The 22,732-nt window shown below is 70.8% G+C and carries 21 protein-coding genes and 1 tRNA gene; 8 read left to right on the top strand and 14 right to left on the bottom strand.

Annotated elements, in window-relative coordinates:
• Positions 1-10 precede the first annotated feature (10 nt).
• Complete coding sequence (locus tag ACG83_RS02755) at positions 11-958, top strand: PLP-dependent cysteine synthase family protein (RefSeq protein ID WP_054564564.1); 948 nt, start codon at positions 11-13, stop codon at positions 956-958.
• 163 nt (positions 959-1,121) lie between these two features.
• On the opposite strand, the gene rdgB is transcribed toward ACG83_RS02755, so the two are convergent.
• From rdgB to murI, 4 genes are read right to left on the bottom strand one after another with little or no spacing between them, the layout of a single operon-like run.
• Positions 1,122-1,766: an RdgB/HAM1 family non-canonical purine NTP pyrophosphatase gene (gene rdgB, locus ACG83_RS02750; RefSeq protein ID WP_054564563.1), complete on the bottom strand. Its 645-nt coding sequence runs from the start codon at positions 1,764-1,766 to the stop codon at positions 1,122-1,124.
• Positions 1,763-2,533 (bottom strand): ribonuclease PH, encoded by a 771-nt coding sequence (gene rph / locus ACG83_RS02745; RefSeq protein ID WP_054564562.1) that lies wholly within the window; start codon positions 2,531-2,533, stop codon positions 1,763-1,765. The genes rdgB and rph overlap by 4 nt, the downstream gene beginning before the upstream one ends.
• 47 nt (positions 2,534-2,580) lie before the next feature.
• Entirely contained in the window at positions 2,581-3,327 is a 747-nt protein-coding gene (locus tag ACG83_RS02740) for an MBL fold metallo-hydrolase (protein ID WP_054564561.1), read from the bottom strand.
• The gene (gene murI / locus ACG83_RS02735) at positions 3,324-4,172 is read right to left on the bottom strand and encodes a glutamate racemase (RefSeq protein ID WP_054564560.1); all 849 of its coding nucleotides are present in this window, start codon (positions 4,170-4,172) and stop codon (positions 3,324-3,326) included. The genes ACG83_RS02740 and murI overlap by 4 nt, the downstream gene beginning before the upstream one ends.
• Before the next feature lie 694 nt (positions 4,173-4,866).
• On the opposite strand from murI, the gene ACG83_RS43825 reads away from it, so the two are divergent.
• On the top strand, positions 4,867-5,466 hold the full coding sequence (locus ACG83_RS43825; protein ID WP_054564559.1) for a hypothetical protein: 600 nt from the start codon (positions 4,867-4,869) through the stop codon (positions 5,464-5,466).
• A gap of 39 nt (positions 5,467-5,505) precedes the next feature.
• On the opposite strand, the gene ACG83_RS02725 is transcribed toward ACG83_RS43825, so the two are convergent.
• Positions 5,506-6,822: a transcriptional regulator gene (locus ACG83_RS02725; RefSeq protein WP_235497543.1), complete on the bottom strand. Its 1,317-nt coding sequence runs from the start codon at positions 6,820-6,822 to the stop codon at positions 5,506-5,508.
• 1,103 nt (positions 6,823-7,925) lie between these two features.
• Positions 7,926-9,047 carry a CaiB/BaiF CoA-transferase family protein gene (locus tag ACG83_RS02720; RefSeq protein WP_054564557.1) on the bottom strand — a complete coding sequence of 374 codons (1,122 nt, stop codon included), beginning with the start codon at positions 9,045-9,047 and terminating at the stop codon, positions 7,926-7,928.
• A gap of 145 nt (positions 9,048-9,192) precedes the next feature.
• Here ACG83_RS02720 and ACG83_RS02715 point away from each other — a divergent pair, with 145 nt between their 5' ends.
• The 3 genes from ACG83_RS02715 (at position 9,193) to ACG83_RS02705 (ending at position 13,162) form a co-directional block, all read left to right on the top strand.
• On the top strand, positions 9,193-9,645 hold the full coding sequence (locus ACG83_RS02715) for a deaminase (protein WP_054564556.1): 453 nt from the start codon (positions 9,193-9,195) through the stop codon (positions 9,643-9,645).
• Between the two features lie 228 nt (positions 9,646-9,873).
• Positions 9,874-11,781: a polysaccharide deacetylase family protein gene (locus tag ACG83_RS02710; RefSeq protein WP_235497541.1), complete on the top strand. Its 1,908-nt coding sequence runs from the start codon at positions 9,874-9,876 to the stop codon at positions 11,779-11,781.
• Between the two features lie 235 nt (positions 11,782-12,016).
• Positions 12,017-13,162, top strand: a complete 1,146-nt coding sequence (locus tag ACG83_RS02705; protein ID WP_235497539.1) for an RCC1 repeat- and reductase domain-containing protein — start codon at positions 12,017-12,019, stop codon at positions 13,160-13,162.
• A gap of 529 nt (positions 13,163-13,691) precedes the next feature.
• On the opposite strand, the gene ACG83_RS02700 is transcribed toward ACG83_RS02705, so the two are convergent.
• A tRNA-Leu gene (locus tag ACG83_RS02700) sits at positions 13,692-13,772 on the bottom strand.
• Positions 13,773-14,028: 256 nt separating this feature from the next.
• Between ACG83_RS02700 and ACG83_RS02695 the strand changes: the two genes are divergently transcribed.
• Positions 14,029-14,415: a hypothetical protein gene (locus ACG83_RS02695; RefSeq protein ID WP_054564553.1), complete on the top strand. Its 387-nt coding sequence runs from the start codon at positions 14,029-14,031 to the stop codon at positions 14,413-14,415.
• Between the two features lie 178 nt (positions 14,416-14,593).
• On the opposite strand, the gene bcp is transcribed toward ACG83_RS02695, so the two are convergent.
• The 5 genes from bcp to ACG83_RS02670 all read right to left on the bottom strand — a co-directional run bounded on the left by bcp (position 14,594) and on the right by ACG83_RS02670 (position 18,871).
• Positions 14,594-15,082 (bottom strand): thioredoxin-dependent thiol peroxidase, encoded by a 489-nt coding sequence (gene bcp / locus ACG83_RS02690; RefSeq protein WP_054564552.1) that lies wholly within the window; start codon positions 15,080-15,082, stop codon positions 14,594-14,596.
• A 347-nt stretch (positions 15,083-15,429) separates the two neighbouring features.
• Positions 15,430-16,233, bottom strand: coding sequence for a thioredoxin domain-containing protein (locus ACG83_RS02685; RefSeq protein ID WP_083472982.1), 804 nt, complete (start codon positions 16,231-16,233; stop codon positions 15,430-15,432).
• Positions 16,233-16,775 (bottom strand): MauE/DoxX family redox-associated membrane protein, encoded by a 543-nt coding sequence (locus ACG83_RS02680; RefSeq protein WP_054564551.1) that lies wholly within the window; start codon positions 16,773-16,775, stop codon positions 16,233-16,235. The genes ACG83_RS02685 and ACG83_RS02680 overlap by 1 nt, the downstream gene beginning before the upstream one ends.
• Positions 16,772-17,749, bottom strand: coding sequence for an SCO family protein (locus tag ACG83_RS02675; protein WP_054564550.1), 978 nt, complete (start codon positions 17,747-17,749; stop codon positions 16,772-16,774). Before ACG83_RS02675 ends, ACG83_RS02680 begins: the two co-directional genes overlap by 4 nt.
• A gap of 231 nt (positions 17,750-17,980) precedes the next feature.
• Complete coding sequence (locus ACG83_RS02670) at positions 17,981-18,871, bottom strand: hypothetical protein (RefSeq protein ID WP_054564549.1); 891 nt, start codon at positions 18,869-18,871, stop codon at positions 17,981-17,983.
• A 409-nt stretch (positions 18,872-19,280) separates the two neighbouring features.
• On the opposite strand from ACG83_RS02670, the gene ACG83_RS02665 reads away from it, so the two are divergent.
• On the top strand, positions 19,281-19,661 hold the full coding sequence (locus ACG83_RS02665; RefSeq protein ID WP_054564548.1) for a DUF3618 domain-containing protein: 381 nt from the start codon (positions 19,281-19,283) through the stop codon (positions 19,659-19,661).
• A 56-nt stretch (positions 19,662-19,717) separates the two neighbouring features.
• Positions 19,718-20,347: a histidine phosphatase family protein gene (locus ACG83_RS02660; protein ID WP_054564547.1), complete on the top strand. Its 630-nt coding sequence runs from the start codon at positions 19,718-19,720 to the stop codon at positions 20,345-20,347.
• Positions 20,348-20,604: 257 nt separating this feature from the next.
• On the opposite strand, the gene ACG83_RS02655 is transcribed toward ACG83_RS02660, so the two are convergent.
• Both ACG83_RS02655 and ACG83_RS02650 read right to left on the bottom strand, forming a co-directional pair.
• Positions 20,605-21,873 carry a YbhN family protein gene (locus tag ACG83_RS02655; RefSeq protein WP_054564546.1) on the bottom strand — a complete coding sequence of 423 codons (1,269 nt, stop codon included), beginning with the start codon at positions 21,871-21,873 and terminating at the stop codon, positions 20,605-20,607.
• 315 nt (positions 21,874-22,188) lie between these two features.
• Positions 22,189-22,701, bottom strand: a complete 513-nt coding sequence (locus ACG83_RS02650) for an NUDIX domain-containing protein (protein WP_054564545.1) — start codon at positions 22,699-22,701, stop codon at positions 22,189-22,191.
• Between the last annotated feature and the right edge of the window lie 31 nt (positions 22,702-22,732).

Genomic DNA, 22,732 nt, shown 5'->3' with positions numbered 1-22,732 from the left:
GTCCCCACTCATGCGTTACGAATCCCTGGTGGACTCGGTCGGCCGCACCCCCCTGGTCGGCCTTCCGCGGTTGTCACCCTCCGCCGAGGTCCGACTCTGGGCGAAGCTGGAGCAGGACAACCCCACCGGATCGATCAAGGACAGGGCGGCCCTGTGGATGATCGCGGACGGGGAGAAGCGCGGCCTGCTCTCCCCGGGCGCGACGATCCTGGAGCCGACGTCCGGGAACACCGGTATCTCACTGGCGATGGTGTGCAGCCAGAAGGGGTACCGGCTGATCTGCGTGATGCCGGAGAACACCTCCGTGGAGCGCCGCCAGCTGCTCCAGATGTGGGGCGCCGAGATCGTCTACTCGCCGGCCGCCGGCGGCTCGAACGAGGCGGTGGCGGTGGCGAAGCGCCTCGCCGCGGAGAACCCGGACTGGGTCATGCTCTACCAGTACGGCAATCCGGCGAACGCGCAGGCTCACTACGAGACGACCGGTCCGGAGATCCTGGCGGATCTGCCGAACATCACCCACTTCGTCGCCGGGCTCGGAACCACCGGCACGCTGATGGGAACCGGTCGGTACCTGCGGGAGAACGTCCCCGACATCTCGATCGTGGCGGCCGAGCCGCGGTACGGCGAGCTGGTCTACGGCCTGCGCAACATCGACGAGGGGTTCGTCCCCGAGCTCTACGACGCGTCCGTGCTGACCTCCCGCTACTCGGTCGGCCCGCGCGACGCCCTGCGCCGCACCAGGGAGCTGGTGCAGCAGGAGGGCATCTTCGCGGGCATCTCGACCGGTGCGATCCTGCACGCTGCCCTCGGGCAGGCCGAGCGGGCGGTTCGTGAGGGGCGGCGGGCGGACATCGCGTTCATCGTCTGCGACGGCGGGTGGAAGTACCTGTCGACGGGTGCCTACGCGGGCACCCTCGCCGAGGCGGAGGCCGCGCTGGAAGGCCAGCTCTGGGCCTGAACAGCTCTCCGGGCCCGAACAAGCTCTCCGGGCCCGAACAGCTCCGGGCCCGAACAGCTCTGGTCCTTCCGGGCCTGGCCTCAGGCCCGGCCCGCGCCTGGTTCCCGGTCGCATCCCGCCTGTCCGGGTCAGGCCGGTCGGTGTTGGCACGACCGGCCTGACCTCAGGCCGGTCGTCGGCCGCCCAGCTGGTCGGCGATGACGGTCGCCAGCTCGCGTAGCGCCTTGCCCCGATGGCTGATCAGGTCCTTCTCGTCCGCGGTGAGCTCGGCGTTCGTCCTGGTCTCGCCGTCCGCGACGAACAGCGGGTCGTAGCCGAAACCGCCTTCGCCGCGTCCCGCGGTCAGCAGCCGACCGCGTAGCGAGCCGTGGACGACGTGCTCCGCGCCGTCGGGGGTGACCAGCGCGGCGGCGCACACGAAGGCCGCCCCGCGGCGCTCGGCCTCGACATCGTCGAGCTGCGCCAGCAGCAGCGCGTTGTTCGCGGCATCCCGGTCCGTGCGGGTGCCGGCGCGGACACCGGCCCAGCGGGCCGAGCGCACCCCGGGCATCCCGGCCAGCTCGTCCACGGTGAGCCCCGAGTCGTCCGCGATCGCGGCGAGTCCGGTGGTGGCGACCGCGTCCCGTGCCTTGATCAGCGCGTTCTCGGCGAACGTCGAACCGGTCTCCGCCACCTCGGGGCCGGGTGGCAGCGCCACCACCTCGATCGCCAGGCCCGTGCCGGCGAGGATCCGGTCCAGCTCGCGAAGCTTCCCGTCGTTACGGCTGGCCAGGACGACCCGCCACGGGCCTGTGTCGGTCGCGGTCACCGCGAACCAGCCGACTTCGCCGCGGGGAGGGCGCGTTCCGGGCGTGGCGGGCCGGCGGGGGCCGGCTGGGCCAGGGCCGCGTTCTGGATCTCGGTGAGCCGGCTGCAGCCCACGGTCGCGAGGTCCAGCAGCTCGTCCAGGGCGGCCCGGTCGAACGGGGTGCCCTCGGCGGTGCCCTGGACCTCGACGAAGCCGCCGGCGCCGGTGCAGACGACGTTCATGTCCGTGTCCGCCGTGGAGTCCTCGGTGTAGGCGAGGTCGAGCATCGGAACGCCCTTGACGATGCCGACACTGACCGCACAGACGCTGGTGACGATCGCGGACGGGCGTCCGAGCCACCGGCAGGCGTCCGCGAGCGCCACGTAGGCGCCGGTGATCGCCGCCGTGCGGGTGCCGCCGTCCGCGAGCAGGACGTCGCAGTCGATGGCGATGGTGTTCTCGCCGAGCGCCTTCAGGTCGATCGCCGCGCGCAGGCTGCGCCCGATCAGCCGGGAGATCTCATGGGTGCGCCCGCCGATCCGCCCCCGCACCGACTCCCGGTCGTTTCGGGTGTGGGTCGCCCGCGGCAGCATCGAGTACTCGGCGGTCACCCAGCCGAGGCCGCTGCCCTTGCGCCATCGTGGGACGCCCTCGGTGACGGATGCGGCGCACAGCACCCTGGTGAGCCCAGCGGAGATCAGCGCCGATCCCTCCGCGTGCTCCTGCCAGCCCCGCACGATCGTGATGTCGCGGAGCTGGTCGGTCTTCCTGCCATCGACTCGGATCACGGGAGGAGACCCTATCCGCGAGCGCGGCCGGGCCTGCGAGGCGCTGCTCAGAGCTCGTAGACCGCCCCGGTGCTGGCCAGGCTCAGGTCCCCGTCGAACGCGTCCTGGGCCTCGCCATGGGTGCGTTCCACGTTTCCCCAGGGCACCAGGTGCGTCAGCACGAGCCGGCCGACGTCGGCCCGGGTCGCGTGCTCGCCGGCGTCCTTGCCGGTCAGGTGCAGATCCGGCGGGTTGTCCTCGCCGTCGAGGAAGGACGCCTCGCACAGGAACAGATCGCTGCCCTGGGCCAGCCGCACGAGCCGGTCGCACGCCCCGGTGTCACCGGAATAGGTCAGGGTCCTCCCGCCGGCGTTGATCCGCACGCCGTAGGCCTCGATGGGATGCGCGACCCGGGCCAGGTCGATCCCGAAGGGCCCGATGTGCAGGCGGCCGGGCCCGATCGTGCGGAAGTCGTAGATGTCGGCGAGGGAGTCGTCCGGCCAGCGCTCGAACGCCCCGCACAGGCGTTCCTGGGTGTTGATCGGCCCGTAGACCGGGAGCTTGGGCGGCATCCCCTCGGGGTGGTAGCGCCGCGCGTAGGAGGTGGCGACCAGATCCAGGCAGTGGTCCCCGTGCAGATGGCTCAGCAGGACGGCGTCGACGTCGCGGATGTCGCAGTGGTTCTGCAGCTCGCCGACGGAGCCGTTGCCGGCGTCCAGAACGAGGCGGAAGCCGTCCTGCTCGATCAGGTAGGACGAACAGGCGGAGGTGGGTCCCGGGTAGGTGCCCGAACAGCCGAGGATCGTGAGCTTCATCGGGCGACCACCTGGCGGGCCTGACAGGTCTGGCGGATCGAGCGGGTCCGGCGGGTCTGGCGGGTCGGCCGGGTCTGGCGAGGCTGGCGGGTCCGGGACGCGGCCGGGGCGCCGGGAGCCGGGAGCCGATGGGCCGGTGGTGGTAGATCGGGGTCGCGGAAGCGGCCGTCGCGGGCCGGTACCCGGCGGGCCAGTACCCGGTCAGTGGCCTCTGCCGTCCCCTGCGCACTGCGCACGGGTGTGACCCCCTCTCCCGGAACAAGCCCGATCACACCGGTCAGCAGTGGAAAGTGGGTGCAACCAAGAATCACTGTGTCCACATCGGCTTCCTGCAGCGGCGCGCGATACGCCTCGGTCAGTCCCAGCAGCTCTCGCCCGGACGTGATGCCCTCCACGACGAAGGCGCCGAAAGCCGGGCACGCCACACTTACCAGTTCTGTCCCGGAGGCCGCGGAAAAAGCGTCCTCATAGGCCCGACTGGTGTTGGTGGCGACCGTTCCGACGACTCCCACCCGACCACTCCGTGTTGCTGCTACGGCACGGCAGGTCGTGGGCACAATGACCTCGACGACCGGTACGTCATAACGTTCCCGGGCATCGCGCAGGCATGCCGCGCCCGCGGAGTTGCCTGCGATGACGAGAAGCTTCACGCCCGCGGCGGCAGGCTGGTCCAGCACCGTCGATGCAGGTGGGCGGACCTCGGCGCCGGGTCGCGGGCCGTACGGCGCGTTCACGGTTTCGCCGAGGTGGAGCGGGGGCCGCGCTGGGAGTTGCGCCCCGATCGCGCGCGCAACGGTGCGACCACCGACTCCGCTGTCGAACACTCCGATGGGCGCGCCACTCATGAGCGATGAGACTAAGCCGGAAACCTGTCAGCCACCCTGTGGCTGTCGTCACGGGGGCGGTGTCTGATCCCGGACAGTCCGTGCGTCATGGACATGCTCCGCGTTGCGGGGCGGGATGCGCATTCCCGTCAGTGACGAACCCGTCCAGCTCGTGCCGTGTCGGGTCAGGGCGGCGCCATGGCGTGTGGCGGCCTGACCCCGCCCGCAAGGGGGAGTGGGCCGCCGGCCGCCTCGCTCCAGTGATGGATCTCTCTCCCTGCGCAGCATCCTTTCCCTGGGGCATTGGTGGGTACTGCTGCATGTGTCCGTCTCGTTACTTCATAGGGGGACAGGGCGAGCAAACTGGGTGTACGCTAGAACTACCTGTAGTCGATCAGTGACTAAAAGCTATCGACCAGGTAGGTTGAGGACGCGACTGAGGTGTCCGGGTCGTTCCAATCCGTCCCCGACCCGTGACACCCCAGTCGCATCCTCGATCATGCGCCCGTGCATCGTCCGAAGCGCCCGCAACCCCCGCCATATGTCGAGGTCACGTGTTTGCGGACCGTGGTGCTCAGTCCTGCTCGGATGGCGGTGGCGGGCCCGCCGGAGGTGGTCCGTGTTGCCGCTGACCTGCGGTGCTGCGCCCTTACGGCACTGTCGGGTTGGCGTCGATCGACCCCAGCAGGCCGGTCTGAGGCGTAGGAAGGCAACCGTGGCTCGGTTCATCACGGTGGCGGTCGACGCTCCGGCTTCAGGGGTCGGGGCACTGATCGCACATGCCGCGCCGCTGTCGCCGGCATCGGTGTTGCTGGTCGCAATGATCATCATCGTCGTCCTGGGGGTCAACATCTCTGCCTGGCTTGTGGTCCCGAAGGTCATCGAGTCCGCCTGCGCATCGCTGCGCCCCACCGGTGCGGGGTGGGAGCAGCCAGGCCGTGGCAGGTCCGGCCGTGGCCGTGACCCCGACGGCGAGTGGGCCTCCTCCACCGAATGGCAGTCGGAGGCGTGGTCGTCGAGCTGGGACTACGCCGGCAGCGACACCACGGACGGCGCCGACGACGACTGGAACGTCTCCGACTCCCGGGACCGGCGTCACCGTGAATCCGGCACTGGAGCGAAGGACGAGCACACCGCGGTGCCTTTTGGATTCTCCTGGGGCGGCGACCATCCGTCCGCGGAGCGCGACAGCGCCGCCACGATCCCGCCGGACTCGTCCGACGGCTTCTCCGCGGCCTCGGGCCGCTCGTCAGCCTCGGGCCGCTCGTCGTCGAGCGGCCCCCACCGGGCCGAGGACCGCCCCGCGAAGCCGTAGATGTCCGGGAGCGGCGGCGGCCCTGGCAATCCGCGGCGGTCAGGCCAGCAGTTCGTCCCGGTGCTGCCAGGCCAGCGCGATCAGCGCCGCCCCCGCGGCCTGTACCCGTTCCTGCCCGACCAGCCGCTCGACACCGGCCGCGGTGAACGGAACGCCGGCGAGCACGGTGCCCTCGGAGTTCAGCGTCACCAGCCTGGCGAACAGCGTGTCGAAGACCGGCGCCTCGAACACCGCGACGACCAGCAGATCGGTGGCGAAGGTCAACGGATCGACGCCCAGGCCCAGCACCGACACGCGCACGTCGCCGGATCTTGCCGCCCGCGTCAGCTCGGCGGCGAACGGCCAGGCATCGTAGGCGATGGGGCGCTGGTCGCTGCCGTACTCCTCCGCGGTGCCCAACAGCTCCTCGGAATACTCCCGAGTGATGCACCGCCAGAGATCGAAGTCGTTGCGCACATTCCAGTCCGCCGGGCCAGACGGCTGGAAGATCCCCGCCGGGACGACCTGCAGCAGCCCGCCGGCATGACCGACCTTCGCCGGATCCCGCCGGTGCAGCAGGATGCTGCTACTGGTACTGCTGCTACTGGTACTGCTGCCGGGAGTGCGGTCGGCGGAGCGGTCGAGGCGGATCGTGAGCGTGCTGATCGCCAGGTTCGCCGGCCGGCGCAGAAGGTCCCACGGCTCGCCCACCGCGCGTCGTAGCGGCAGCTCGTCCGCGGTCGCAGCGGGCGACCCGCCGGTGTCGGGCCGGGCGCCCAGCTCCCGGGCGGCGAACTCGTGCGCGCAGGCCTCGCCGACGTCGATCGCGTCGAAGTAGCTACCGCGGCCGAAGGTCAGCCGCCCGCTCCGTCCCGGTAACGACAGGTCGGCCTCGCGCAGCCGGTAGGTGGGCAGATCCGCGAACACGGCGGGACGGTCGAGCTCGGCCATCACCGCGGTGTAGGCCTCGTACCGTCGCCCGTCGGCACGCAGCGGTCGGACACCCTCGCCACTGGGCCCCCGGCCCGTCACCGGCCCAGGACGAGATCCGGTCGGCGCCGTGGTGCCGGGGTCCAGGTCGATCGCGACGTCGGCCAGGTGCAGCGGCCGAGGCGGGATCCAGCGCGGTGCCGCCAACAAGGGCGTCCCGGCCACCCGCGAGGCCGCCGGGTACTCCTGGGCCGCCGTCAGCGCGAGCTCGAACCGCCGGCGCCTGAGCTCGCCTCGGACTCGAGCCCACTCCCTCTCGCCGGCGGTCCTGGCCTCTCGCGAGGCTCCACCTCGCGGGGCCTCACCGACCTGGGCCTTGCCGACCTGGGCCTCGTTGACCGGGGTCCCGCTGGCCGCGGCGTCGCCGGGGGAGTCGCTGCCGGTCAAGGCGCCACCCGTCATCGGGCTGGTGGCGTGGAGATCCCGCCGTTGACGGCGGGGAGCAGACGCCGTCCCATCGTGGTGATCATGTGAGTTCCCGTTTCGTGGATGGGTGGGTCTCTCGGTATCGGCTTCGCCCGACAGCGAAGTGGGCGGTGGCGACCGCCCACTTCGGTGCCGTTGGTGATCCTACGGAAACATTAGGACGTTACTGGCGTTCAGGCTGAAACCGAACCAGGGCGGGCAGCCGGACGGCGTCGAAAGCGGCGGCCCGCCGGTGCCGGATACCGGTATCAGGTTAGTGACAGCGCTCCGGTGGCATGGGAGTCGAACTTTTCGCCCTTGGTCGGTTTTCGGGGGAAAATCCCGGGCACAATGGGAAAGACCTGGGACGCCTCGCGCGCGGGCGTCCCCGCCCATCCCGCCAACCACACCATCCGGCCACACTCCATCCGGCGGGCAGCGACACGAGCCGTGAATGGCATGCCCGAGTGCCGGAGATCGTGCACCAGGCGTGTTGTGGCAGGCTCGGAGCGTGTCCGCGCCTGACGATCGATGCTGAGACGACGACCGGCGTAGCGCCCTGCCGGTCGGGTGGGGCGCTGCCGGTGCTGTGAAGAGCTGGAACCTGATGTGTACCTGCTCGACGTGCGCCGGAATAGGTGAAATCGCCGATACGGGAAAGGACGATGAGACCACGTTCCGTCGTGGCACGGCGTCAGGGGTGCTGTCACTGTGAGGAATACTCGGCCGTCACCGGCGACTGTCGAGTCTCGTAGCTCGTAGGGCCGCGGTTATTCTTGGCGGTACGACGTTGGAGGTGACGTCATGATTTTTCAGTCTCTTCTGCTTGATCGGGTGGGTGCCCGTGTCCGCCGGCGGCCGTCCGCGGCGCGTCGGTCAGCCGCGAGGCCGAGGCCTGGCAGCGCGCCCATCGCGACCACCTCGGTCGGCGCCGTGCCCTGCACCCACCAGCCCGAGGCGCTCACCTGCCGCCCGGCCGGCAGTCTCAGTCGTACCTGGATCCAGACCTGCGAGTGCGGGGCGGAATGGATCGTCCAACCCTGAAAGCCGACGAGCCGGGTGCTTCCGGCTCAGATGGTTCCGGCTCAGATGGTTCCGGTGGCCCGCAGCTGAGCTAGCTCCTCGTCGCTGACCCCGGCCGCGCGAAGGATGTCGTCGGTGTCCTCGCCCAGCGTGGGCAGGCCGGTCGGCGGTGCTGGCTGCCGTTCACCGGCGGCGCCGAGCCGGAACGGTGCCGCCGGAACCAAGGTGCCCGCGATGTCCACGAGCGTGCCGCGGGCCGAGACGTGCGGGTCGTCCACCAGTTGCACGCCGTCGTTCACCGGGCCGATCGTCGCCGCGGAGCCCACCGCGACCCAGTCCGCGGCGGGCCTGGTGGCGAACACCTTCTCGAAGCGTTCGGCCATCGTCACCTGCTCATCCTCGTCAGCCCACAGCCGATCGACCAGATCGTCGGCGTCGAGCACCCGGCACAGCGCGTGCCATGTCCGTGCTTCGGCGGCGGCGACCGTCACCCACCGGTCATCGGCACACCGGTACAGCCGTCGGCCGGCCGCCCAGCCCGCGTCGGAGTCGATACCCGCGAAACGCCCCGGGCTGGCAGCCAGCAACCACGTCGCGGCATCGTCGATCGACACGTCGAGCAGACAGCCGCTGCCGGTGCGCGCCGCCGCGGTGAGGGCGGCGGACAGGGCGGCCGACGCGACCGCGCCTGCCAGCGGCGCGGCGATGGGTGTCTGCGGCACCCAGGGGAGCTGCCCCGCGATCGCGGTCAGGGCGCCGGAATGACCGAGGAAAGTGATCTCATGCCCGGCACGGCCGGCGTACGGGCCGTCGAGGCCGAAGGCGGACAGGCCCACCCAGACCAGCCGGGGGTTCAGCTCCGCCGCCTGCGGGTAGCCGAAGCCGGCCGCGGCCCGGGTGGCTGGCGGGGCGCTGTCGACGACGGCGTCGGCGGTGACCACCAGCCGGCGCAGCACCTCGATCCCGGAACTGCTGCGGGTGTCGAGCGTGACGGACCGCTTGCCACGGTTGAGGCCCACGTGCGCCGGTGTGGAACCGGTCGGGCCCCGCAGCATGTCGCCGACTCCGGGCGCCTCAACCCTGATCACCTCGGCGCCGAGGTCACTGAGCAACCGTGTGCACCACGCGCCGGGGAACGTCCGGGACAGATCGAGGACACGGACACCCTGCAGAGGAAGCAGCACTCATCGAACCTAGCCATCGGGCAATTCGGATGGAGGGTTTGCTGCGGTGGGGGCCAGCCGTGAGGGTGTCGCCGGATGGCAGACTGTCCTGCAGGTACGCGCGTTCCGTCGGGCACCGGCCCCGCGGGGAAGGACGAGCCTCGCCATGCCGCAGCTCGACGACCATCGGTGGATGACCCGGGCGATCGAACTGGCCCACCGCTGCCCACCCGCCACCGGCGCCTACTCCGTCGGTGCCGTCATCGTCGACGAGAACAACGAGGAGATCGCCTTCGGCTACTCCCGCGAGGTCGACGACGCGGTGCACGCCGAGGAATCCGCCCTCGCGAAGATCGACCCCGACGACCCGCGGCTCGCCACCGCGACGATCTACAGCACTCTCGAACCCTGCTCGCAGCGCAGGTCCCGGCCCCGCACCTGCACCCAGCTCATCCTGGCTGCGGGAATCCCGCGGGTGGTCATCGCCTGGCGCGAGCCCAGCCTCTTCGTCGCCGACTGCCAGGGCTGCGAACTGCTCACCGCCGCCGGCGTCACCGTCGTGGAACTGCCCGAACTCGCCGAGCAGGCCCGCGCCGTGAACGCCCACCTGTCGCTCTGACCGCCCGGTCGCCCCGTCGCGTCGGGCCGTCGCCCGCGCCATCCTGAACGCCCGGTGGCCGTCCAGGCCATCGGCCCGTGGCCTCCGCGGCCTGCCGTCCCAAGGTCAGGACGACAGGCGGAAACGCGGCCCCATTATGCGTGCGGTGCCGGGTACACCCACCCACGGTCAGCGTCGGGACCGCCCTGACCCGCCCGCCATGTTCGCGGATGCAGGGAACCCCGTCGGATGATCTTGAATACCGAAGGGCTCGTCAACCCGGGGCGGGGAGACGTCGCCATTGGTCATCGTGGCAAGCGGTCCATCTCCACGAAAAGCGCTTACAACAGCGCGCCTCTTTGGGGGAATCACATGCAGTTCGACATCGCTCCAGCCAGCCTGGCACCTGATGTTCCTGGACCATTCGTGGTCTGGGCTGGCGACGATGGCTACGACAGTCAGGCGGGATACTTCTCCCTGCTCGCCTCCAACGGGATCAGGGGAACCTTCTTCCTGTCGGTCGACTGGGTGGACCAGGCTGGAACGTCCCCTGTATACGGAGACGCTTACATCACGACGTCTCAGGTCGAAGCCATCGTCGCCGCCGGCCACGAGATCGCCACACACGGCAAGAACCATGAGGATCTTGCGAGTTACTACGCGACCCATGGTCCGGTGGCGCTCGACCTCCTGCTTGGCGCCGCCATCGGCGAGATTCAAACGAGATTCGGCTTCTCGGTCAAGACGGGCTCCTATCCGGGTGGGTCGGCGAACGACCGGGTAAAAGAAATTGTCAGTCGTCGGCACGATTACTTCCGGTGCAGCCGGGGTGTCGTCAGTCGAAACGCGCCGGATCCGTTCAACGTCCCGGGGATAGACATCCTCGCTCCGTCCGAGGCGGATATCAAGGCGTACATCGACGAGGCTGTGGCGAACCGCAGCGTCGTCGTCCTCTTCCACCACGGCGCCATTGATTCGGCGCAGCTGACCAAGGTGTCCAACCTGATTTCCTACGCGAGTGGCGTGGGATGTGACCAGGGAACGTTCTACCGGGCGATGAGCCAGCGGACCAAATGGCTGTCGACGCGAGCGTTGATCGATGCCCAGGGTAACACATTCAATCCGACCGTCCACGCCAACGAGGTGATCGTGGACCGCGACGACGAAATTGGCGGAAACTACTCGTTGGGCCTGGACGAGTTGACGAACGCGCCGTTCGTGGACGCGACGAGTGGAACGCCATTTGAGTTCAGAAAGGACCTCCTGGCGCTCGCCGGGTTCTCTGTGGGGCGCCGCCAGGTGTTCGCTGATTTTACGACGACCAACGGCTCGACGACCGTCCTGTCGGGGAGCGCGGGGTTCCGTGCCGACGACGTGGGTCTCTCCATCAGCGGTACCGGCATCCCGGTCGCCACGACGATCGCGGCTGTCGTGTCGCCCATTCAGGCCACCATGTCGGCCGCTGCCACGGCCAGCGCGACGAATGTGACGGTCACGCTCGGCCGACCTGCGTCCGGCGGCGTCACGTCCGCCGGAGAAATGCGCCTGTACAACGGGCTTTCCCTGTTCGGGACCTCGTCGCAGGTGGTGTACTTCGCGCGCCTCGAGTCGACGTTGGAAGGGGCCATCAGTGCGAACCAGTGGCTCAACAACGGCACGGGCGGTGCCGGTGGTGAGATGACCATCGACTCGGGCAGCGGCGGGTCCTACGTGAACATCAAGGGATTCGCGACCAGGATCCGAAGTGAGGACGGCACCGAACGTCTGCGATTGGGGGCCGCCAAGGACGGCATCGATTTCGGCGCGGCCGAGGACGTGACACTCCAGCGGGACGGGAGCGGAAACCTCGCCGCCAATGTGACCTTCCGGACGGATGGCGATCTGATCGTAAGTAATGCCGGAAACGGGCTCCTGGTCAAGGAAGGGACCAACGCGTGCCTCGGTGCCGCCACGTTGTCCAGCGGCTCGGCCACGGTCTCCACGAGTGCTGTCACCGCGAACAGCAGGATCTACCTGACGCCCCAGAACCTGTCCGGGGTCGGCACACCCCAACCGATAGCTGTCTCCGCGAGAACGGCGGGAACGAGCTTCACGATCACGTCGGCTTCCTCGTCCGACGCGTCGACCATCGCCTGGATGATCGTGGAGCCTGCCTGACACTCCGTGGACCGCTCCGGTCCCACCCGTGATCACGCCGCATCGTCGACCGTTCGTAGGGAGGCCGTATCCCGGGTTCCGGTCGTCCGGACTCGCCTGGGCGACAACGTAATGGCACAACACGGGCACGCTTGGTCAAGATATCCGGCCGGATCGACACTCTGTGTACTAAAAATAGTGCACAGAGTGGCTGCAGGGGGGATGTGGCCCGTCCTTCAGGCAGAAAGAGGCAGGCATGTCTCAGCGACAATGGCGAACAGGGATGTGCTCGGCGGTGCTGGCCGTCGTCGGGGTGATCGTCCAGCCCACGGGCGCGACAGCGACCGGGCCTGGGCCTGGCACGGTACTGGCCTGGGGTGCCAACGGCCAGGGCCAGCTCGGCGACGGCACCACCACGGGCCGCCTGACGCCGGTTCAGGTCTTGGGCATAGACGAAATCACCGCCGTCGCGGCCGGCGAGAGCACCGGGTATGCGATGGCTTGGGGCGCCGTCCAGGCCTGGGGTGACAACTCACACAACGAGCTCGGTGACGGCACCACCACCGACCGCCTGACGCCGGTGCAGGTCAGCGACCTGGTCGACGTGGTCGCTGTCGGGGCCGGCGCCCACAACGGGTATGCGGTGCGCAGCGACGGGACCGCCTGGGCCTGGGGGGAGAACAGTGACGGTGCCGTCGGCGACGGCACCACCATCAATCGCTCGACCCCGGTCCAGGTCTCCGACCTGACCGACGTGATCGCTGTCGCCGGCGGTATGCACACCGGGTATGCGGTGCGCAGCGACGGGACCGCCTGGGCCTGGGGGTTCAACAACGCCGGGCAGCTTGGTGACGGCACCACCACCGATAGCTCGACTCCGGTGCAGGTCAGCAACCTGACCCAGGTGAGAGCCATCGCTGGCGGTGTCTACCGGGGATATGCGCTGCGCGATGACGGCACCGTCTGGGCCTGGGGCTCCAACAGCTTCGGCGCGCTTGGTGACGGCACCACGACAGACAGCCTGACCCCGGTGCCGGTCTCCGGCCTGACCCAGATCATCGCCATCGCGGCCGGCAGCAACAGCGGGTATGCGCTGCGCAGCGACGGCACCGTCTGGGCCTGGGGATACAACTACGTAGGCCAGCTCGGTGACGGCACCACGACGAACAGCTCGACCCCGGTCCAGGTCTCCGGCCTGACCCGGGTCGCCGCCATCGCGGCCGGCGCCTACACCGGGTATGCGCTGCGCCGTGACGGCACGGTCCGGGCCTGGGGATCCAACGCCGGCGGCGCGCTCGGCGACGGCACCAACACCAACCGCCCGACCCCGGCCCAGGTCACAGGCCTGAGCGGCGTCAGTGAGATCGCTGGCGGCGGCCTCAGCGGGTACGCGGTGCACTGAGACGGGCCTCGTGCTCATCCGGCCGTCCTACCCGCTGGCCGGATGAGCACGGCGCACCCGCCCGTAACCGACCTGTTTCCTGGGCGGAGGCGGGAATCCGGGGAATCTGCTACCGGGAACCGGCCCCGGGGACCGATCGCCCTCCGCGTCGCGAAACGTGTCGCCCACGGCTGCCTGGCTCAACGGCCCGCGGCCCCCGGCCAGACGCCGCGGGCATTCACCCAAGCCCACCTGACCGACTCCCGAAGCCCGGCCGCGCTCACCTGCGGCCGGGCTTCGTCATGTCGAGAACACGATCCGCGAGTGCCACACGCCAGTGCGAGATCGGCATTCCTGACAGCGCCGAGGATGGGATCTTCCTCCAACGCGCTGTCATGGGAACGCCGCTCGGCGTCCCGACCTCCGCTGGGGGCCTGTGCGCCTGGCGCAGAGCGACCGGCCGCGCCCGCGGACCCGCCCTCAGAACCACAGAAGCCGAACCCCCGCGGTGAGGGTTCGGCTGTCTCCGATGTCCCGAGACATCACAGGGTGCGGGAGGGGGGACTTGAACCCCCACGCCCTAGGGCGGCAGATCCTAAGTCTGCTGCGTCTGCCATTCCGCCACTCCCGCGTGGGTCCAGATTAGCGATCCGGGTGCGGATCGCGGGACAGGGGCCGGCCGGGGGAGCGGCACCGCCGCCGTGCGGGCCGCGTCCGCTGGGCAGGCGGGAGAAATCCTCCGGTGCGGGCCCGGGGTCTCGGGCAGGTGTCGCGGAACCAACAGGTGGACAGCCGGTGGTGTCGCGGACGCGACGGCGGGGAGGACCCGTTCGGGTGCAGGGTGTACCTGCGTCGGTGGGCGCATGATGCCTCTGGGGGAAAGATCTATGACCGTCGTTGCGGAGCCCGCGCGGAACCAGCCTGAGCAGGTGTCCGCCTCCGTTCAGGAGGAACGCGACCGGGCTCGCCGGTTGATCGACAACGGCAGGGCCGCGATGGCGGTGATCAGCGCTGTGAACGACACGGGCGTCCGGGTTCTCGGGGGGACCGTGGCGGAGGTGCGCCTGCTGGTGGAGTGCCCCGGGGAGCAGCCGTACCCGGTGATCCGCCGCGCGGTCGTACCCGAAGCCGAGCCGGCCGCGGCGGTGCCGGCGGGACTCCGGCGTGGCGGGGTTCGCGTCCCGAGCCAGCGTCGCCGGAGGGTTCCCGTGCTGGTGGATCCCGCCCAGCCGGACAACGTGCTGCTCCAGTGGGACCTGCGCGTCGCCAGCTGAGCAGGACCGGGCCTGGCCGGTGCCGACCGAGCTGTGGATGGCGCCGGCCAAGCGCGGTGCCGATCCAGCGCGGTGCCGATCCAGCGCGGCACCGGGCCGGTCGGGCGGCGCCGGTCAGGCAGACGGCGCCGGACCGACGGTGCCGTCTGGCCGCCTGCGCCGCGCCGGGTCGGCCGGGTCAGTCGGCGAGGCCGATGTCCCGCAGGAGCTTCGCGACGTGGCCGGTGGCGCGCACGTTGTACTGCGCCTTCTCGATCTTTCCGTCGGCGTCGATGATGAACGTCGAGCGGATGACGCCCATGGTCTTCTTGCCGTACATGGTCTTCTCGCCGAATGCTCCGTACGCGGACAGCACCGCCCGGTCGGGGTCGGAGAGCAGCGGGAAGGTGAGCTCCTCGTTGTCGCGGAACTTCACCAGCTTGGCGGGCTTGTCCGGCGAGATCCCGAGGACGTCGATACCGGAGTCGTTGAGCAGGCTGAGATTGTCGCGGAAGTCGCAGGCCTGCTTCGTGCAGCCGGGCGTGGAAGCGGCGGGGTAGAAGTAGACGACGACCTTGCGGCCACGGAAGGACGACAGCGAAACCTCGTTGCCGTCTGCGTCGGGCAGGGTGAAGTCGGGCGCGGGGTCACCGGGGGAGAGGCGAGCGGCGCTGGCGGTCTCGGTCATGTCCGAGAAGCTAGTCGCGGCTCCGGCGGGCCGGCAAACACCCTGCCGTGATCCCCCGGTGTCCCTGTTTGCACCCTTCACCCGTGTCCGTTCAGGGGTGTGACGAGGACTCGCATGATCGCGTCTGGCTCGCTCCGGGGAGTCGAGGACGTTCGTCGTCCCGGAGCGGGCGGCAGTCCCGAGCTACGGGCTCCCCGCTGCCACCACCGTCGCCCGCCACTGCCGCTGCCGCCGAGCGAGACTGGAGGATTGTGGTCGTCGGAACGACCACAATCCTCTGATCTTCGCCGCGGCGGCTTCGGGGATCCTCTGCTAACGAGCAGGACCCGGCGCCGGTCGGCGGAGTGTCAGCCGTTCTTCTTGGCGGCTGCCACCGCGGCCTTCAGCCCGTCCGGGGTCAGCTGGTCCGCGGAGAGCTGCTTGGAGTCGACCAGCACGGTGGGCGTCGAGGTCACCCCGGCCTTCGAGGCGCTCTCGTCGACCTTTGCGACATAGCCGTCGAACTTTCCGTTCCGGACGGCGTCCACGAAAGCCGTCGAGGTGAGGCCGACCGAGGCGCCCTTCTCGATCAGGGTGTCGTTCTGGTAGCCGTCGGTGTGCTCGGTGGGCTGGTCGGCGAACAGGGCGTCGTGGAACGGCTTGAACTTGTTCTCGTCAGCCGCCGCCGACGCGGCGTTCGCGGCCCGGACCGACTCGGGCCCGAGGAACGACATCAGATGGTAGTTGACCTTGATGTCGCCCGCGTCGATGAGGTCGCTGATCGTCGAGCCGGTGGTCTTCTCCAGCTGGCCGCAGGCCGGGCACTGGAAGTCCTCGTAGATGTCGACGGTGACGGGGGCGCTGGCCTGCCCGACCACGATGGAGTTGTCGGGCCCGGTGGCCGTCGACGGCAGCACCACCGGTTTCGACTCCTCCCGCGAGCTCTGGATCGCGAAGCCGATCACGGCGGCCAGGACGAGCAGGCCCGCGACGACGGAGCCGATGATGAGCTGGCGCCGTCGTCGCTCCTTCGCGGCCTCGGCGCGCCGCGCGGCCGCGACCCGCTCGCGGCGCTCCGCGGCGCTCACGCTCGCCGGGCGCTTCCCGGCCGGGCCGTCATTCGCCGGGCGCTTGCCGGCCGGGCCGTCGCCCGCCGGATCGCTGCCTGCCATCAGTCCTCCCGAACCTGGTCATCCTCGTCGTCGAGGGGCGGATGTGACGTCCTGTCGAGGAGCCGGTCGACCGTGAGGAAGCCGTCCGGCCAGCGGGCCAGCAACAGGCTGGCCAGCAGGAGCGCGCTGTCGCGAACGATCTCCTCGGTGTATTGGGTCGGTGCCTCGGCGGTGAGGTCGCCGCCGGTGGAGAAGCAGCCACAGTCGATGCGCAGGCCACGGGCCGCCGCTGACGAGATGGCGGCGATGTAGACGGCGAACAGCGCGGCCGACACGAACGCGCCCAGCCGGACGGTGAGCCCGACGATCAGCAGCACACCCAGCGCGATCTCGACGAAGGGCACGGCGTAGGCCACCGGATGGACGAGGGACTCGGGCAGGATCCGGAAGGCACGGACCGAGCGCACCATGCCGTCGGGATCGTCGACCTTGAGGAGTCCGGCGACGAGCCAGACCGCACCGAGCCCCACCCGCAGGACCGTGGAGAACAGTCGGAGCAGCAGCCGGTTGCGTTGCTGGCTGGGGGCGGTGACGAGGCTCATCCGGTGGCCACCGGAGTCGGCCTGGCCGCTGCCGCTGCCGCTGCCGCCGGGGCCGGGGCCGGGGAGCTGGTGGCCGCCGCCGTGCCGGTGGGCGTGGAAGCGGTGGTGCCGGTGGGCCTCGACGTGGCCTTCTGGGCGTCAGTCGGGCTCGCCGGGCTTCCCGTGCTCGTGGCCGCGTCGTCGTCGGCACCGGCGGTGGTCCCGGTCTTCTCCGCGGTCAGGACGGGCAGGTCCGCGATGTAGTCGGCGACGGATGTCCCCGCCAGGTAGAGCACCCGCGCCCGGTTGTCACGGCCGAAGGCGATGACCTGGCTGCCATGCGTCACGAGGACGGATCCGTCCGCCTGGACCTCCGGTGCCTCCAGCGGGACGCCGACCGACTCCGCCACGCTCTGGACCTTCGCGAACGGCCCGCGGACGCCGATGAAGCTCGAGTCGAACCCCTTCAGCCAACGGTCGAGGACCTCGCCGGTGTCCCGCTCCGGGTCGGTGCTGACGAAGACGACGGAGACCTGGTCCCGGACGGACCGGTCGACCTCGCTCAGCGCCGCGGCGATGTCGGCCATGGTGGTCGGACAGACGTCCGGGCACATCGTGTAGCCGAAGAAAAGCAGAGTGATCTTCCCTTGCGTTCGGGTGCGAAGGTCGAACGGGCGGCCGTCGGTGTCGGTCAGGCCGAGAGCCGGCTTCGCGAAGCGTTCTGTTGGGACAACGCCGTGTAGCCCGTCGCCGGTTCCGCCGGCGTCGACGATCGTCACCCCTGTGCCGTCTCCACCGCTGGAACATGCGCCGAGTGTCGCGCCGAGACTCACGGCGAGCCCGAGGGCCAGAGCCACCCGAACCCGGCCAGGACGTCCCGTGCCGTGCCGTGACTTTCGCCGGGGGCCGGGTGAATGCCCGGCACGGGCCGCGGCTGTGGCCTCCTCGTCGGCCGTGGGGGTTGTTGCGGATGTCGTCTTGCTGGAGGTGTGCACCTGACTCCTACGAAGAGCAGTGGGCGGGAGGCGCCGTCCGCGCGGGCGCGGCGGTGCTGTGCCGGCGACGACGGCCAGGGCTGACCTGACATCGCGGGCATGACCGATCCGCGCCCGGCCGGTACGGCTGGGCGAACGCGGGCTGCCGCGCACGGCCAAGCGGTGGGGGCTACCGCGGGCAGGGCCAAGCGGTGGCGGGGCTACCGCCGGCAGGGCGAAGCCGCGGCGGGGCTACCGCGGGCAGGGCCGGGCGGCTGTGAGGGCTGTGAACCCGGCGACCGGGGGCCCGCGCGAGGCGACCGCGGCCCAGGGGCGTTCCAGGACACGCGGCCCGCGCAGTGCGGGCGCTCGGACGACCCGTCGTCTGGTCAGGGTCGGGGCGTGGGCAGCGCGCAGTGTGGGGAGCCGCGAACCGAGGATCCGGCAGGCGGCGGCGACCGCCTGGACGCCGTGACGGGCCCACCAGAAGACCACGGCGGCGGCCAGGCTGTGTGCGAGGAGAACCGCCGGCCCGAGGCTGTGCAGGTGCAGGGCCCCGAGATGCGCTGGTCCGAGGCGTGCCGCGCCGCCCGCCGCGGTCGTGGAGGTCGTGGCGACCAGGGAACCGGGCGGGCGGCCCGCGAGAGCCGTCGCGCGTAGCTGGGAGGCGTCGAACCAGGGCACGCCGCCGGCCGCGGCGGCCCGCTCGGCCCCGCACAACAGCCCGGCCAGCTGGCCGGCCGGCGCTCGCGTCGGCCTGGCCGTGAAGGCCACGTGCAGCATCACCTGCACAGCCAGCAGCCCGGCAACGGAGCCGACGGCACCGAGCACAGGCCGACCCGTCGAGGCGCGCACCGACCACCACGTGCCGTCGAGGCCTTGCAGCTGAACGCCCTGCAGCCGAACGGCCCGCGGACGAAGGAGGTCGGCTGCGGCACGCAGAACGGCAAGCATGAGCAGGACGAGCAGCACACGGCCCGCTGCCGGCCCCGCGGAGTGGGTGGTCGGCAGGTGGGCGAGCAGCGCCAGCGCGACCGTCGGCACGGCGAAGCCCAGCCCGCGCCGCGCCGCTGCTCCGAGCCGGCCCAGCCCCGGGGACCGTGCGAGGCCGGTGTACCGCCCCTCACACCGCCCGACTCGCACCAGGTAAGCCTATTGCCGAGCCCGGTACCACTGGCCTGGGTGAGGGGGCGGTGCTGACCCGAGGACGCGGCGCGGGGCAGGCGGTGCTGACCGATGACGCCGGCGCGGTGCGGGACGGCACGAGGCCACGCGGGCGGCAGGGGTGGCGGGGGTGGCCCCGATCGACGCGAGCCGGCCCCGATCAGGGTGGTCCGGGCCTCATCTCACACCCGATCGGTCGGGCGGCGGCCGTCGGTAGGTTGACCAGGACAAAGTGGGCGATTGTCCGCGCGTGGGGTGGATGTACCGGCCGGGCCCCTGCCACCGGAGCGTCGTTTCGTCGAGCTGGAGAAGGGCTGGTCTGGCACGATCGAGTCGGGTCGTCAGCCCGGCCCCGTCCACCCGCACAAGAACCGAGAGGGCGACATCGGTGCCGCAGGATCCGGCCGTCATCCAGCGTCAGATCGAACAGACCCGCGCCGAGCTGGCCGAGACCGTCGACGCTATCGCGGAGATCGTCAGCCCCAGGCGGGTGGCGGAGCGCGCGAACGAACAGATCCGTGTGAAGGTCGGCGAGCTGCGCGAGCGCCTCGTTCCGGCCGGATCGTCGCCACGGCCCGCGGCACTGCCGGGCGGTCGGGCAGGGCATCAGGACGCCGAAGGCGGGCTGGCGGCTGCGGGCAGCTCCGGCACATCCGGCAAGGGCGTGCCGACTGAGGTCGTGCGCACGGTCCGTTGGGAGAGGGTCGCGCTGGCGTCGGCGGTGTTCCTGCTGGCCGTGGGAGCCCGGCGGCGGCGCCGGAGGCGGTGAACCTGCCCGGAGCGCCCGGGGGAGCCGGTGCGTCCGGAGGAGCCGGAGCGTCCGGTGTGTCTGCCGCGTCCGGTGGGCCCGGCGTCCTGACTCTGATCCGTCACGGCGAGACCGAGTGGAGCCGGTCCGGGCGCCACACCGGACGAACCGACATCGCCCTGACCGCTGAGGGGGAACGGCAGGCGACGGCGCTGCGGAGCTTCCTGGCGGGGCGGCGGTTCGTGCTGGTGGCCACCAGCCCCCGGCTGCGTGCGACCCGCACCGCGGACCTGGCGGGGCTCCTGGCCACCGAACCAACTGTCGCGGACCGCGCCGTGTGGCCGGATCTCGCCGAGTGGGACTACGGGGACCTCGAAGGCCTGACGACGCCGGCCATCCGCCGGGACCATCCGGGTTGGTCGGTGTTCACCGGCGAGGTGCCTGGGGGGGAGACCGTCGATCAGATCGGGCGGCGTGCCGATCTGGTGCTCGCCAGGGTGCGGCCCTGGCTGGAGCGCGGCGATGTCGCGTTGGTGGGGCACAGCCACATGTTCCGCGTGCTGATCGCCAGATGGCTTCGGCTGCCGCCGACCGCGGGTGCCTGTTTTGTGATCGTGCCCGCCGCCGTGTCGGAGCTCGGCTTCGAGCGAGACACGCCCGTGCTGCGCCAGCTCAACCTGTCCGCGGAGGGCTCCACCCGGATCTGACCCGCGGACCCGGATCCGACGTCGCTGACGGGCAGACGTTTGAGGATTCTGGCTGCTGGAGAGGGCGGCGTGCCTGTGGCTGCCGCCGGGCAAGGGTTGAGGATCGTGGTCGTTCTGGCGACCAGAATCCTCAACCCTTGCGGAATATCCGGCGACTCTGCCCTTTCTGCCGCTCTTGAGCGAACTGCCGGAGCTGTGTGACGGCATGGGATGGGGCTGCGGCGTTCGAGCCGCGCGGCTGCGAGGCGCCTAGATACCTAGAGGTCTCCGCGACGGCGCATCACTGCCAGCGCGGTCACACCCGGAATGATCGGGAGCCAGTAGCTGATCAGGCGATACACCAGCACCGCGGCCACCATCGCCGGGCCGGCGCCGCCGGAGGCGGTCAGGCCGATGACCAGGGCCGGCTCGATGGCGCCGACGTTCCCCGCGGTCGGAGCCGCGCCGGCGACGGCGGAACCGACCAGGTACACGGCGGTGATCGTGGCGAGGTCCAGCTCGCCCTCGAAGGCCCAGACCGCGCTTGCCATGCCGACGACCTGGGCGAGTTTCGTCCCGGCGGTGCCGGTCACGAGCACGGCGGTTCGCCCGGGTGAGTGGGCCAGCGATCCGAGGTGCTCGCGGAAGACCCGCATGGCGGGCCGTGCGCGGCACCGTACTCGTGGATGGGCGACGGCGGAGCCCACACCCACGCCCACCACGGCGACGCCGGCCATGAAGGGGCCGGTGCCGATTCCGTTCACCGTCATCCGGACGGGAGCCGTCACCGCCTCGCCGACGCCTGAGCTGCGCAGGGTTCCGGCGACGAGCGCGAGGCCCGCCAGATGGACGAGGAAGGCGACGCCCTTGAGCGAGGCCACCGCGGCGAGGGCCGCGGGTCGATTCATCCCACGTCGCTCGAAAAAACGCAGATGGATGGCGATGGCTCCGAGCCCCGCCGGCACCACCCGGTTCGCCGCGGCGGCGGCCAGCTGGGACGCGGTGGCGATACCGAGCCCCATCCGCAGCCCGCTGGCCGCCCGCACGCTCACCCCGTGCGCCACGTAGAAGCCGGCGGTGGCGACCAGGCAGACCGCGAGCCAGTGCCAGCGCGGGGCGGGGACGGCGGTGAGGCTGCCGACGACATCCTCGCGGAATCTGGTCGCCATGATCGAGACGATCGCGAGGATCGCGGCCGCGACCAGGATCCGTACCCGGGTGCGGCGCAGGCCGAACCTGGGCCGCACCCGGCCGAGGTCGAGAGCGATCGCGGCGGCGCCGGTGGCGTCGACACCGCCGAAGACGGCGGGAACCGAAGCAGCGGGCCGCGAGGGCCCGGTGCCGGAGCCTCGGCCGGCCGGTGCGGAAAGCTCATCCTCCCGGGGCGGGTGGCCGGCCGGCGCCTGGCGGGCGCGGCCCGGTACCGGACGCTCGTCCGGTACCGCTGCGGCACGAGGCGTGCCCGTTGCACGCTCACCGGCCCGCCTGTGGCGGGGCAGCGTCGGCCCGACAACGCGCGGCGCGGCCGCCGTGTTGTCGGCGTTCATCGCGACCGGGATCTCGATGTCTACCCCCTCCGGTCCGGAAGTTCGGGTTCACGCTATGTCGCGTGCCTGAACGACGGCTGAATGCTCCTCGTGCCGACTACCTCCGCACCATCACCGACAGCGGGTTGGGGTGGGGTGGATCCGCTGTCCGCGACTCCACCCCGCTCCAGGCAGTCCTGCACCGCGACGGGGCGTTCCAAACTCACTGTGACGTGGTGGTCCGCTGGGTGTGAAGTACCCGGGAGATGACGGTTGGATGGCCGCGACTGCCCCGCCAAGCGTCTGTTACGGCGGCCCGCCTGGGTGACCGAGGACTCAGGAAGTCGCCACGGTCGGGGGCCGCGTGGACCCCCCGTCGGTGTACCACCGCGGTACGCGGTCGGCCAGCCACGAGCTGATCACGTCGCCGACGTACGCGGGACGGAACTCGACCCGGTGAAGATCGGACCGCTCGACGGTGACCAGGTCGACCTCGTTGACGCGGCTGCCGAACTCGGCGTACCGGGGCACGGCACCCGCGAAGAGGACATCGATCTCGTGGGCGGCCTCGTGGCCGGTCCCGCGACCGGTTCCGTGGCGCTCCATGCCGCCGACGAAGTCCAGGGCACGCACCTCGAATCCGGCCGTGCGCCGCAGCACCCGGTGCAGGACCTGCTCGACGCCCTCACCCGGGGCGACGTGCTCACCGAGGAGGAAGAACCACGGCTGGCCGCGGTGGTTCGCGACGACGACGCGGTTGCCGAGGGTCAGGAAGACCCGGGCACGCAGCGTCGGCTCGGGTGTCGCCCCCGGGTGGCCCTGGGTGCGGGCGGGGCGAGGCGGGTTCATTGAGCCTTTTCCATCTCACGATGCACGGTCA

The sequence above is a fragment of the Frankia sp. R43 genome, from assembly GCF_001306465.1.
Taxonomy (GTDB): domain Bacteria; phylum Actinomycetota; class Actinomycetes; order Frankiales; family Frankiaceae; genus Parafrankia; species Parafrankia irregularis.
Note: the sequence above shows the minus strand (reverse complement) of the source record. Positions and strands in the feature narration are given on the sequence as shown.

Bases quoted from the DNA above. Each gene is read 5' to 3' on its own strand.
- ACG83_RS02705 (WP_235497539.1), top strand. From the start codon at position 12,017: ATGTCTCAGCGACAATGGCGAACAGGGATGTGCTCGGCGGTGCTGGCC.
- ACG83_RS02655 (WP_054564546.1), bottom strand. From the start codon at position 21,873: ATGAACGCCGACAACACGGCGGCCGCGCCGCGCGTTGTCGGGCCGACG.
- murI (WP_054564560.1), bottom strand. From the start codon at position 4,172: ATGAGTGGCGCGCCCATCGGAGTGTTCGACAGCGGAGTCGGTGGTCGC.
- ACG83_RS02710 (WP_235497541.1), top strand. From the start codon at position 9,874: ATGATCTTGAATACCGAAGGGCTCGTCAACCCGGGGCGGGGAGACGTC.
- bcp (WP_054564552.1), bottom strand. From the start codon at position 15,082: ATGACCGAGACCGCCAGCGCCGCTCGCCTCTCCCCCGGTGACCCCGCG.
- ACG83_RS02685 (WP_083472982.1), bottom strand. From the start codon at position 16,233: ATGGCAGGCAGCGATCCGGCGGGCGACGGCCCGGCCGGCAAGCGCCCG.
- ACG83_RS02715 (WP_054564556.1), top strand. From the start codon at position 9,193: ATGCCGCAGCTCGACGACCATCGGTGGATGACCCGGGCGATCGAACTG.
- ACG83_RS02740 (WP_054564561.1), bottom strand. From the start codon at position 3,327: ATGAAGCTCACGATCCTCGGCTGTTCGGGCACCTACCCGGGACCCACC.
- ACG83_RS02755 (WP_054564564.1), top strand. From the start codon at position 11: ATGCGTTACGAATCCCTGGTGGACTCGGTCGGCCGCACCCCCCTGGTC.
- ACG83_RS02650 (WP_054564545.1), bottom strand. From the start codon at position 22,701: ATGAACCCGCCTCGCCCCGCCCGCACCCAGGGCCACCCGGGGGCGACA.
- ACG83_RS02680 (WP_054564551.1), bottom strand. From the start codon at position 16,775: ATGAGCCTCGTCACCGCCCCCAGCCAGCAACGCAACCGGCTGCTGCTC.
- ACG83_RS02695 (WP_054564553.1), top strand. From the start codon at position 14,029: ATGACCGTCGTTGCGGAGCCCGCGCGGAACCAGCCTGAGCAGGTGTCC.